Source organism: Zarconia navalis LEGE 11467, from assembly GCF_015207075.1.
Taxonomy (GTDB): domain Bacteria; phylum Cyanobacteriota; class Cyanobacteriia; order Cyanobacteriales; family Geitlerinemataceae; genus Zarconia; species Zarconia navalis.
The window spans coordinates 1-12,123 of record NZ_JADEXN010000089.1; the positions used below are offsets into that span (position 1 = coordinate 1).

Genomic DNA, 12,123 nt, shown 5'->3' on the forward strand with positions numbered 1-12,123 from the left:
CAGGTGGAGATCGCGAGCGTGACGCTGTGCGGCGAGCATCTCTTCCGGGGCGATCGTATACCGACGTTCTTGGGTTAATGGGTTTTTGCTCTCCCGATCGAACTGACGGGTTCCTGGAGAATCTTCAGACCATGTATTCTTTGTCTCCCACACCTTGATAGACTCTTTTTCGCTCTTCCCCGAACCCCCCATCCCCGAACGACCCAATATCAAGCCGCAGCACTCATTGGGATACGCACGTTCGGCATGAGTGCGAATGAGTTGGAGATGTTGATTTTGGAGGTTGATTGTCATGCGGGATGATTGACGATCGATGCATTTCTCTACTCGAGCCTACGTTCTCTTCGATCCCGTACGGGGAATTTTTAATTTTTAATTTTTAATTCTCTTTTTCCCGTTACTCTCAAGAGGTGGTCGTCGAGCAACCAATAGGTTGTCATTCTTCCTTTACCTTTGATGTCGATCTCACCGCGTTTTTCTAATCGATAGCACTTGCTCAGGCGATGATAGGTGGCTTTGCTGACTTGAATTCGTCCGGGTTCTCCCGTGGATTGCATCCGCGAGGCGAGATTGACATCATTTCCCCAAACATCGTACGCGAATTTCTGAGTGCCGATCACCGCACCGACGACGGGTCCTCCAGTATTAATGCCGATGCGTAGTTGTAGGGGTTCTCCATTAGACCAGGAAAACCGTTGAATTTCCCGCTGCATATCCAATGCCATATCGGCGATCGCTTCTGCATGATCTCGACGGGCGATGGGAACGCCACTGGCAATAAAATAGGCGTCGCCGATGGTGCGAATTTTCTCCACGCCATGCTGTTGCGTCAGGCGATCGAAGGTGGAAAAAACGTCGTTTAGCAAACTGACGACGCGATCGGGAGGCATGACACTAGAGAAGGGAGTAAAGCCCACGATATCGGCAAAGAGAAAGGAGGCTTCTTCAAATTCGATCGGGGTGGCACTTTGTTTTTGCTTCAATTCCTCGACAATGGCCGGAGGCAAAATATTTAAGAGTAAGTTCTCTGACTTTTCTTGCTCGTTTTTCAGAGCTTTTTGCAAGGCTCGAATTTGAAGTTGATTGGCAACTCGAGCTAAAACTTCTTCCCCTTGAAACGGTTTGGTAATGTAGTCGACACCACCCACATTAAAAGCTTTTACCTTATCCCAAACTTCATCGAGAGCACTGATGAAAATTACTGGAATATCTTGGGTACTGGTGTCAGACTTTAGCCGCTGGCAAACTTCATAGCCGTCCGTTCCCGGCATATTGATATCGAGTAAAATAAGATCGGGTATCTGTGCGCGAACGGCATTAAGAGCCATGGCACCACTGCGGGCTTTACCCACTTCATAACCGCGATCGGTCAAAATTTTAGATAATAAACGCAAATTGTCAGGAATGTCGTCAACAATGAGAATATTGCCCGAAAGTGTGTGGGCTTGAATGGCTTGCATAATGAAAAAACCGGGCGAAATAGCACAAGAAACACTAAGAAATTAACTCCCGTTCATTATTGGCTTAATTTTTAGTGCCTAAAATTAGTTAAAAAGTAGTGGAAATCAACTATTCAAAATTTCAACATCTTGAATATGCTTGAAATTATCACGACTTATCTCTACCCAAGTTTGTTAGCTCTACTCGCAATTTTAGATGACAAACACAATCTAAAGTCCTAAATTCAAATCTCTTTACCGTGTTTTCAGCTCTAATATAGATTCTTGAGAACTAGTGCTCGACTTTGCTTGTATCAATTCGATAATACGCTCGAATAGAAAATCATTAGCCCAAAGTTGTAAGAAACTCGCCAATTCCGCATCAGATTCTGGTATGCATTTGACAAGTTCGAGAATGACATCATCCCGACATTTGAGTGCTGCTTGATGTAGATCTTCAATCCAATCCGATGGCATTTGAGATAAAGATAGATGCAGGGAGCGATCCTCCAAAACTAGAGTCGGAGCTGTCTGGCATTGGCATCGATCGTTCTCGTTTTCCTCGTAGAGATAACACACCCCTAAATGTCGGGCAATTGTGTCTAAAAGCACCGCTTCCCGAAACGGCTTGGCGAGAAAATCATCGCACCCTGCCGCTAGAAGCGCTTGTCGTTCGCCATCAAAGCTACTTGCTGTCAGTGCAACGATGGCCGTCACCGGTTCTTGAGGCTGACTTTTAATAGATTGGGTGGCTTCTAAGCCATCCATCACGGGCATTTGCATATCCATCAAAATTAGATGCGGCGCGTAACTCGATCGCAGTTTTACCGCCTCGCGACCGTTTTGAGCTTCGCGCACTGAAAAACCCAAACTCGTCAATAACTCGACCAACACCAGACGACTTTCCGGAGAATCGTCAGCCACCAGGATTCGGCATTCCGGCTGCTCGGGTGCTAAGGCGATCGCTTTTCGCGTCTCGAGAGGGGCAGGAATTTCAGCGGCTGGAACGGACTCCATCGCTATCTCAAAGGTGAAGTTCGTCCCGCTTCCCAAAGTACTGCGCGCGCGAATTTGTCCCCCCATCAACCCGACAAAATGTTGAGCGATGGTCAAACCCAAACCGGTTCCAGTTCCTGAATTGCGACCCAGTTTCGTTTGCCTGAATGGTACAAACAATCGATCCATCTCCTCCGGTGCGATCCCCGCCCCCGTATCTTCCACTTCGACGCGAAGCATTTGCTGTTGAGAGTTTGAGGTTGGAGGAGATGCACTTTGGGGGGTCGAGATCGAGTCATCCATCGCCCGTACCCGCAGCGTAACGCGACCGGTGTCCGTAAACTTGATGGCATTACCGAGTAGGTTAATTAAAACCTGACGCAGTTTCCCCGCATCGATGCGCGCGTACTGAGGAACGCTCGCCCCACATTCGAAAATCAGGTGCAACCCTTTTGTTGCGGCCTTGAGTTGCAGCATTTCGTAGAGGTTATCGAGCAAGTGGTACAAATCGCAGTTCGTTGGGTTCAACGTCGTTCGACCCGATTCGATTTTCGACATATCCAGAACGTCGCCGATTAAGTCGAGTAGGTGCTCGCCAGCGCGAGAGATGATACTCAGGTGTTGTCGGTGGGTACCCAGTAGTTTGGGGTCGCGATTCATAACTTGGGTAAAGCCGAGAATGGCATTGAGAGGAGTCCGCAGTTCGTGACTCATGCTGGCGAGGAAATCGCTCTTGGCTTGATTGGCCGCATTGGCCGCATCCTTCGCCAGCTCGAACTGTCGAGATTGTGCCTGCAGCAAAACATACATATCGAGCAATTGCCAATGTCGATCGACTCGGGCCACCACAATCGGTTCGTAGGCCAAGAACGTCGGTCGTCCCAGAGCAATTTCGACCGCTTGCTCGATGGAACTCATTTCGCTGAGCAATAAACAACGAGTAGGATAGACATCGAGTTCTAAACGATCGTTCAAGTCTTGAATCATCGCATCCACTAAAACTCGAATCGGACGTTGCAGGTATAACTCGATGCCAAAAGGACGACCGATCCATTCAAAAAATCTCCCCCGAGGAAGAATTCCAATGATGCGGTCGTTGGCCGTTACCATGACACCGGGTAAGTCGGGACATTCGGAGAACGCAGTTTCGATCTCTTCTCCCAAGGTATTTTCATCTACTTTAAAGTCGGAGGTGGGCAGGTCTGCAAGGGTAGAATGCAGAGTCAGATGAGAAAGTTGTTTCACGATCGCGCTGGGACTTCTCAAGTTACGGTTTTTTTTGATGAAGCGTAGATGCGCTGCCCTGACTCGAAGATCGCTATCTTTCGCGAAGACCGATCCCTAAGTGTTTTTACTGAAGATACTAATGAGTATTAGCATACTATTATAATGGGGTCTATCGATACGGAGAACGACCCGTTGACTTTTTTTTGGAATTTCTATTATATTTGGGTATTAACGCACGTCAAATTAACAGTATCCAAATTCGATATTCGAGCAATCGAATCATTCAAAATCGATCGGGTTAAAAAAATCAATTATTCGATCGCATTCGTTGCGAATTAGTCGCCCAGAATAGCAGGCGATCGAGCAACAATCGTAGTTTGCATAAGTAGGTCGGTGCACAAAAGCTTTGCTATCTTGAGATTTATTTGTAAATTCACTTCAGTTGCCAGTAGGGAAGTGAGCCGGGTGAATTTACGCTGAGTTACGTAGCTGAGAGTTTTAACGCCTACCTACTTAGAAGTAGACTTTATAAACGAGAAACGGTGACGAGTCTATTCACTGGTGCGACTCTTGTCTTCCTCAGGAAAAGCGGCGAGCGATTTATCGAAGAATCTATACACGTCCCGGAGTTCAGCTTTGAAATATCCAATGTCAACGGGCAAACAACGATTCCTATGATACCAAATATCAAGATTTTAGTATTAGCCGATACTAAAATCGAGACTTGCGTCCGGCAAAATCGGTGTTTTTTGAGAGCTAGTAACTGGAGTGAAATTCTGAAGTAGAGATCGAGAAGTGGACATCAGTTCGATTGAAAGGTTTTTATGCAAGGTTTATCTACGATCTATCAACAATGCCTAGAAAGACTCCGCTGGGCAATGAATCGCTTAGAGGTTCCTATTGAAACACCTCAACTCCATCAAATTTCGATGCTGATCGTTCAACCGATGACGGGACCGTGGCGGTTTTTTCACACGCTGCAACACATTTTTGAAGTTGGCGGCGAAGACGATCCCATCGAAATACTCGCGGCGCTGTTTCACGATATCGTTTACGTACAAGTCGATTTGTGCATTCCATTCAACCTGAGTGCGTACCTGACGCCGTTCGTTCGCGAAGTCGGGGAAAAACTGAGCATTCGCGAAGAAGCGGAACTTCCAGACGATCGCACCTTTGCGGCGGTGCTGGACATCTTTGATTTTAAACCCGGTCAAGTCTTAAAGACATTCGGCGGACAAAATGAATTTTTGAGTGCCATTGTTGCGATTAAAGTCTTAGAACCGTTTCTGAGCCTGGAGCAGTTGGTGCGAATTGCGGCGTGTATCGAACTCACAATTCCTTTTCGATCGCGTTGTAAGAAGAACGTAACACCGATCGAACGCCTGCACCAGCGATTGGTGGCGGTTAACGATCGCTTTGCTCTCGAACTCACTTCGCGAGATTTAGTGGAGACAGCTAAAAAAGCCGTTCGCGTGAGCAATCGCGATGTGATCGGGTTTGCCGATGCCACCGCTCATTTTTTGTCTAATACCTGGAATTTACTCCCCGAAACCAATCACAGTCTGATCGGATCGAGTTCCTATACGGTGCGCGACTATCGAGTGGCCTTGCAAAAAATGGAAGGCTTTATCAACACCCTCAAACCCGAAATCATTTTCAATCAATTTCAGGGGGAACCCAATACGCAAAAGTATCAATTTCTGAAGGATAAAGCACGCACAAATCTGGCGGTTGCCAAACTCTATTTAGCGAGTAAACTCGTTACTATTGCCACAATTGAATCTCTTTCTTATGCTTTGGGGTTAAACGTTCCTCTCGCCACGATGATGGGTATCCACCCCGATAGCGGCTCGCGAGGCATTCGTTTGGAAAACTTTATTCCTGGGTCTCTCGAAGCCTATCGCCCGACGACCAATCTAGAATGGCAGGTTCTCAACTTTTTAGAAAAGGGAAGGAAAGGAAGGGGTAAGAACGAAGATTACGATTTAGATAATTCTCCATTGGCAACTTTCTTAGTCAAAGCCCTTGGGTTTAGTGAAATTCGCTATCAGTGCGATCGCGCCAAAGGTTTTTTCGATCGCAAACTATCGGCGAAAGAATTTCTTGCAGATTTCGATCTCGAAACGATCGAAACCATCGTCAAAGCACTCTCATCCATGTTTGATGCTCAAAAAAAAGCCATGAATCGCTGCTACTCGGCCCTAGAATCTTTCTCCAATACTCAACTCATCTGTCAAATCAGCTCGCAAGGGGATCTCCAAAAGCATTCATCAAACCACAATGCAACCGTCTGAGATGACATGTTTTTTTTTTAGACCGATGGACGGGATTTGATAGAATACCCAGGTGCAAAGATTTAATTGAGTCAGAGCGTGCGTTACACCCCAACAGCCTTGCCAGATACTCAGCGATTATTGTGAGATCGAGATGAGATGCCCAGCACGGCGGCACGCCCGTTCGCAGAAAGCCGGCGCAATATTCCCGCTCGGAGATCCTCTCGCGTTTATCGGGAGGTCGTTATTTGTTGTCAATTCTCAAACTGCCTAAATTGCCAGCTCGATCGTTATGACCCTGATTTTAACCAACGATGACAGTATCAATGCCCCCGGAATTGCCGCCCTACGAGAAGCCGTGCGAGGTCTATCGGAAAAAGCGATCGTCGTCGCCCCGCAAACCCCTCTTTCTGGCTGCGGACATCAGGTGACGACGCACCATCCTATTGCGGTGGAAAAGCGATCGGAAACCGAATATGCCGTCGGGGGAATGCCTGCCGACTGTACTCGATTAGCGCTATATCATCTTTGTCCGGAGGTCACGTGGGTGTTATCGGGCATCAACGCTGGGGGGAATATGGGTGTCGATCGCTATATTTCCGGAACCATCGCGGCCGTGCGAGAAGCGGCGTTTCACGGCATTCCCGGTATCGCCATTTCCCACTACCTCGACCGACAAAAAATCATCGACTGGCAATTAGCAGCCCGGTGGACGGCGGATATCCTCGCTAAGTTGATGCAACATCCACCGGAACCCTACTGCTTTTGGAACGTGAATCTGCCCCATTTGGACGTTGGATCTCCAGAACCCCAAGTGGTGTTTTGCGAACTGAGTAACGAACCCTTGCCGCTGAACTATCGTATTGAAGGAGACAACGTTCACTACATCGGCGACTACCAACAGCGAGATCGAACCCCTGGCACGGATGTGGATGTCTGCTTTTCGGGCAACATTGCCGTGACAAAAATTCGATTGTGCTAGGGGTGGGAGAACCTTTAGGAACTCGGAATGCACGAGTTCTCGACCTCTGTCTCCAGTTACAATTTAAGGTATAGCCGTCACAACCTTAATGACTGGAGTTTAAACAAAATTTGATTCAGAAGGCTACAATTTAAAAAAATTCCAACATCAAAAATTAGGGTGTTTCTAAGACATCAAGACGTTTTTGTCTCGATCGAATGACAAACTCTCATAAAATTATTGGTTATTTTGGGGCTTTATTGGGATGTATTTCCCTTGGCTTAATTGCCGCTCCATTGATCTATCAAGCCACCGAGTTTTGCAATTATCCCGGTACGTTTACCGGGCAATTGTGTCGGGGAAAAGTTCCCAAGCAAGTTCCAGAATCTGCCTGGGCAAAAGCGGGAGCTGTGGGATATCAAACATCCGCACAAATTATAGAAGCTCATAACGGATTGTCTCAACCTTTAGATGAAACGCAAAAACGATATTTTAGACCTCATTTTGGAGATTTAGTCGATCGCGTTTATATTATTTACAACGCACAACTGATGGATGAGTGGGTATCGGCAAGTTTTCGCATCGATTTGGGTCGATCGAACGCTCAAGTGTATGGCAATCGAATTTACTTGCGAGATGCCTATAAGCCTGACGATTTCGACCAGTTGGTTTTACTGGCTCACGAACTGGTTCACGTTCGACAATACGAACAGTTTGGCGGTCTAGAAGAGTTTGGATATCGCTACTTTCAAGAATACAAACGGGCAGACCAAAGCTATAAAAATAATCCATTAGAACAAGAAGCTTTTGAATTTGAAAAGCAATTTTCTCGTTGGTTGAAGCGAGAAATGCGTCAAGAGCGACGCAGAGAAAGACGGTAGAACAATGGAAGAAGTTTTTGAGAAAGTGGAGAAGATCTTTTTGAAGGCGAAGATCCGAAGTATCTAAGATGGATTTGGCCATTTTTGCGCAGTGCGACGGATTCTCTGGGTTGATTCTGAGTCGATCGAGATTTATTTTCCCGAAAATGTAAAGACAACGTTATAAATTGCACTTGCCAGAACCACAGCAGGACTAGTCCCCCATAGGTGTGTCACAATGTAATCGTTGTTGCCAAACGATGTAAAGAAATATTAAATTAGGCTCGCAATGGAACTGATATACCAATATGCCTGGTTGATTCCAGTATTGCCCCTCGTGGCAGCGATGCTGGTCGGCCTGGGTCTAATTACTTATAACGGAGCAACGAATCGTCTGAGACAGCTAAACGCCGTCTTGATTATCTCCCTGTTGGGAGCGGCGATGACGTATTCGTTTGCCCTCCTGTGGAGTCAAATTCAAGGTCACGCGCCTTACACCCAAACCATCGAATGGGCGGCGGCGGGAGACTTTCACCTGCGCATGGGGTTCGTCATCGATCCGCTAACGGCGGTGATGTTGGCGATCGTGACCACGGTGGCCCTGTTGGTGATGATTTACACCGACGGCTATATGGCTCACGACTCCGGATACGTGCGCTTCTACGCCTATCTAAGCTTGTTTAGCTCGTCAATGTTGGGTCTGGTCATCAGTCCCAACCTGGTGCAGGTTTATATTTTCTGGGAACTGGTGGGGATGTGTTCCTACCTGCTGATCGGCTTTTGGTTCGATCGCAAGGCGGCCGCCGATGCCTGTCAAAAAGCCTTCGTCACCAACCGCGTTGGGGACTTCGGCTTGCTCCTGGGAATGCTCGGACTGTACTGGGCCACTGGCAGCTTCGAGTTTGAAGTAGTCGGAGAACGATTGCAGGATTTAGTCGCGACCGGTTCCCTCAGCGTCTTTATGGCGACGCTGTTCGGCATCTTAGTTTTCCTCGGCCCGGTTGCCAAATCCGCCCAGTTTCCCCTCCACGTCTGGCTGCCCGATGCCATGGAGGGTCCAACTCCGATCTCAGCGCTGATTCACGCCGCGACGATGGTGGCGGCAGGAGTCTTCCTAATCGCGCGGATGTTCCCCGTCTTCGAGGGACTCCCTGTCACGATGAATGTTATCGCCTGGACGGGTGGATTGACGGCATTTCTGGGGGCGAGTATCGCCATCACCCAGAACGATATCAAAAAAGGTCTGGCCTATTCGACGGTTTCCCAACTGGGCTACATGGTGATGGCCATGGGGGCTGGAGCTTACACCGCCGGACTCTTCCACTTGATGACCCACGCCTACTTTAAAGCCATGCTGTTCCTGGGATCGGGATCGGTGATTCACGGCATGGAAGGGGTTGTCGGACACGATCCGGTGTTAGCCCAGGATATGCGGTTGATGGGGGGCTTGCGTAAATATATGCCCTTTACCTCCACCACCTTTCTCATCGGCACGATCGCCATTTGCGGTATTCCTCCCTTTGCTGGATTTTGGTCGAAAGATGAAATCCTCGGGGCAACCTTTGCTGCCAATCCCGGACTGTGGTTCATTGGTTGGGCAACAGCGGGGATTACGGCATTTTACATGTTCCGGATGTACTTCATGACCTTTGAAGGGGAATTCCGGGGCAACGACATGACGATTCGCGATCGACTTCAAGCCCAGACCGTTCCGGTTTTCGGTCCCGGTGCGATGGATGTCAAAGAATTAGAGTCCCAAACCGAACCTCACGACGGACACGGACATAGCAGCGAACCCCACGAGTCTCCGGCAACAATGACTCTTCCCCTGGTTATCCTAGCGATTCCTTCGATACTCATCGGATTTGTAGGAATGCCCTGGCACAACTACTTTGAAGCATTCGTCCACGCCCCTGGGGAAGTCGTCCCCACCTTTGTGGAGATGGCAGAAGAATTCGATATGGGTGAGTTTGCCCTGATGGCTGGCAGTTCTGTGGGGATTTCCCTAATCGGAATTACCCTCGCGGTTTTGATGTACCTCAAAGGTAAAATCGATCCGGCCGCGATCGCCGCCAAAATTCAACCCCTCTATCGGTTTTCCCTCAACAAGTGGTATTTCGACGATCTCTACGACTCTCTGTTCGTCCAAGGCTCTCGTCGTCTGGCTCGACAGGTGATGGAAGTGGATTACCGCATCGTCGATGGTGCCGTTAACTTGACAGGCTTAGCCACCATGTTGGGTGGTGAAGGACTCAAGTACTTAGAAACCGGTCGCGCCCAATTTTACGCCCTGACCATCTTTGCGGCTGTGTTAGGAATTGTCGTATTCTTTGGGGTAACTTAAGTAACTTAATGGGTAACGGTCTCGATGGGGTAGTGACTCGAACGCAAACTCCCGTTTGCACCTCCATCGAGATCGATCGTTCCATCGTGAGGTCTGTCGCTTCTTTACCTCATAGATGGAACAGTGGAAAATCGCGCGCTCAAGGACCTATTAACCATTACCATTATGGATTTTCCCTGGCTAACTACAATTATTCTCTTTCCGATCGTCGCGGCTCTCTTCATTCCCCTAATACCCGATAAAGAGGGGAAAACAGTGCGCTGGTACGCTCTGATTGTCGGGCTGATCGATTTTGCCATCATTATCTATGCGTTTTACACCGGATACGATCTGAGCAATCCGGACTTGCAAATGGTGGAAAGCTATTCCTGGGTTCCACAGATCCATCTCAACTGGTCTGTGGGCGCAGATGGTTTGTCCATGCCGCTGATTATCCTCACGGGCTTTATCAGCACGCTGGCAATACTGGCGGCGTGGCCGGTGTCTTTTAAACCCAAACTTTTTTACTTCCTGATGCTGGCGATGTACGGCGGACAAATTGCCGTTTTTGCCGTTCAGGATATGTTGTTGTTTTTCCTGGTTTGGGAACTCGAACTGATTCCGGTCTATCTGATTCTTTCGATTTGGGGCGGCAAAAAGCGCCTCTACGCCGCGACGAAGTTTATCCTCTATACCGCTGGGGGATCGCTGTTTATTTTGATTGCCTCCCTGGCGATGGCGTTTTACGGCGATACCGTCACCTTTGATATGCAGGCGATCGCGGCTAAGGATATCGGCACCAATCTCCAGTTGTGGCTGTATGGGGCCTTCTTGATTGCCTTTGGGGTGAAACTGCCAATTTTCCCCTTACATACCTGGCTGCCCGATGCCCACGGCGAAGCAACTGCCCCAGCACACATGCTGCTGGCGGGTATTCTCCTGAAAATGGGGGGATATGCCCTATTTCGGATGAATGCCGGGATGCTGCCCGATGCCCACGCAATTTTTGCCCCGGCATTGGTGATTTTGGGGGTGGTGAATATCATCTACGCGGCTCTTACCTCCTTTGCTCAACGAAACCTGAAACGTAAAATCGCCTATTCTTCCATTTCCCACATGGGATTCGTTCTCATCGGTTTGGGTTCGTTTACGAATCTGGGCACGAGTGGGGCGATGCTGCAAATGGTATCCCACGGACTGATTGGGGCGAGTTTGTTCTTCCTGGTGGGTTGTACCTACGATCGCACCCATACCCTGATGTTGGATGAAATGGGGGGTGTGGGGAAAAAGATGAAGAAGGTGTTTGCCATGTGGACGACTTGTTCGATGGCATCCCTCGCACTGCCGGGGATGAGTGGCTTCGTCGCCGAGGTGATGGTGTTTATCGGCTTTGCCACCAGCGATGCCTACAGCCTCCCGTTTAAAATTGGCGTGGTGTTCCTGGCTGCCGTGGGTGTCATTTTAACCCCCATCTACCTGCTTTCCATGCTCCGGGAAATTTTATACGGCCCGGAAAACAAGGAGTTGGTGGAACACGAAGAACTCGTGGATGCCGAACCTCGCGAGGTCTTCGTAATTGCCTGCTTGCTGGTTCCCATCATCGGCATTGGCTTGTATCCGAAGATTTTGACCCAAATCTACGATGCGACAACCGTTCAACTAACGGCGAAACTGCGTCAGTCGGTTCCGTCTTTGGTGGCACGAGAAACTGAAGCTGAAGCTCAATTATCTCAGCTATATCAAGCTCCAACGCTGGTAGACTGAAGATGAGTTAGACGTTCCGATCGACTTTGTGAAACCATTCAAATGAAATGAGTCGAACCCCTGGCTTTTGAGTCGGGGGTTTCGTCTTTTTGCGATCGGGGTTCGCAGTTCGTTGGGATTATAGAGATTTACACGAACAAATCCCGCACAGTAGGGGTCGTGGATAATTTCTATAGCGCTTCGTCATCAGTTTATTTACACGATTGAAGAAATAGGTTGTTTCTATTCTCTATTCCCCATTCCCTGGTCGCGCTCGCCGGTCGTTGTGCGGTCACTGAGC

The 12,123-nt window shown here is 48.6% G+C and carries 8 protein-coding genes; 5 read left to right on the plus strand and 3 right to left on the minus strand.

Annotated features, from left to right (window positions below; genetic code table 11):
* From IQ235_RS06780 to IQ235_RS06790, 3 genes are all read right to left on the minus strand, one after another.
* Positions 1 to 294 (minus strand): M67 family metallopeptidase (locus IQ235_RS06780; RefSeq protein ID WP_264320730.1); only part of this gene is annotated, 294 nt, incomplete at its 3' end.
* A 71-nt stretch (positions 295 to 365) separates the two neighbouring features.
* The gene (locus tag IQ235_RS06785; protein WP_264320731.1) at positions 366 to 1,460 is read right to left on the minus strand and encodes an adenylate/guanylate cyclase domain-containing protein; all 1,095 of its coding nucleotides are present in this window, start codon (positions 1,458 to 1,460) and stop codon (positions 366 to 368) included.
* A gap of 234 nt (positions 1,461 to 1,694) precedes the next feature.
* Positions 1,695 to 3,680 (minus strand): response regulator, encoded by a 1,986-nt coding sequence (locus IQ235_RS06790; protein WP_264320732.1) that lies wholly within the window; start codon positions 3,678 to 3,680, stop codon positions 1,695 to 1,697.
* A gap of 806 nt (positions 3,681 to 4,486) precedes the next feature.
* Between IQ235_RS06790 and IQ235_RS06795 the strand changes: the two genes are divergently transcribed.
* The 5 genes from IQ235_RS06795 (at position 4,487) to ndhD1 (ending at position 11,843) form a co-directional block, all read left to right on the plus strand.
* Complete coding sequence (locus tag IQ235_RS06795) at positions 4,487 to 5,956, plus strand: hypothetical protein (RefSeq protein ID WP_264320733.1); 1,470 nt, start codon at positions 4,487 to 4,489, stop codon at positions 5,954 to 5,956.
* A gap of 271 nt (positions 5,957 to 6,227) precedes the next feature.
* A complete protein-coding gene (gene surE, locus IQ235_RS06800; RefSeq protein WP_264320734.1) occupies positions 6,228 to 6,917 on the plus strand; it encodes a 5'/3'-nucleotidase SurE in 690 nt (229 codons plus the stop codon).
* A gap of 197 nt (positions 6,918 to 7,114) precedes the next feature.
* Positions 7,115 to 7,777, plus strand: a complete 663-nt coding sequence (locus tag IQ235_RS06805; protein WP_264320735.1) for an eCIS core domain-containing protein — start codon at positions 7,115 to 7,117, stop codon at positions 7,775 to 7,777.
* A gap of 268 nt (positions 7,778 to 8,045) precedes the next feature.
* Positions 8,046 to 10,100, plus strand: a complete 2,055-nt coding sequence (locus IQ235_RS06810) for an NAD(P)H-quinone oxidoreductase subunit 5 (protein ID WP_264320736.1) — start codon at positions 8,046 to 8,048, stop codon at positions 10,098 to 10,100.
* A gap of 162 nt (positions 10,101 to 10,262) precedes the next feature.
* Positions 10,263 to 11,843 carry a photosynthetic/respiratory NAD(P)H-quinone oxidoreductase subunit D1 gene (gene ndhD1 / locus IQ235_RS06815; RefSeq protein ID WP_264320737.1) on the plus strand — a complete coding sequence of 527 codons (1,581 nt, stop codon included), beginning with the start codon at positions 10,263 to 10,265 and terminating at the stop codon, positions 11,841 to 11,843.
* The last annotated feature ends 280 nt before the right edge of the window (positions 11,844 to 12,123 follow it).

What these genes read in the sequence shown, in the direction of transcription:
- IQ235_RS06785 (WP_264320731.1), bottom strand. Translation starts at nt 1,460, where the DNA reads ATGCAAGCCATTCAAGCCCACACACTTTCGGGCAATATTCTCATTGTT.
- IQ235_RS06795 (WP_264320733.1), top strand. Translation starts at nt 4,487, where the DNA reads ATGCAAGGTTTATCTACGATCTATCAACAATGCCTAGAAAGACTCCGC.
- surE (WP_264320734.1), top strand. Translation starts at nt 6,228, where the DNA reads ATGACCCTGATTTTAACCAACGATGACAGTATCAATGCCCCCGGAATT.
- IQ235_RS06805 (WP_264320735.1), top strand. Translation starts at nt 7,115, where the DNA reads ATGACAAACTCTCATAAAATTATTGGTTATTTTGGGGCTTTATTGGGA.
- IQ235_RS06810 (WP_264320736.1), top strand. Translation starts at nt 8,046, where the DNA reads ATGGAACTGATATACCAATATGCCTGGTTGATTCCAGTATTGCCCCTC.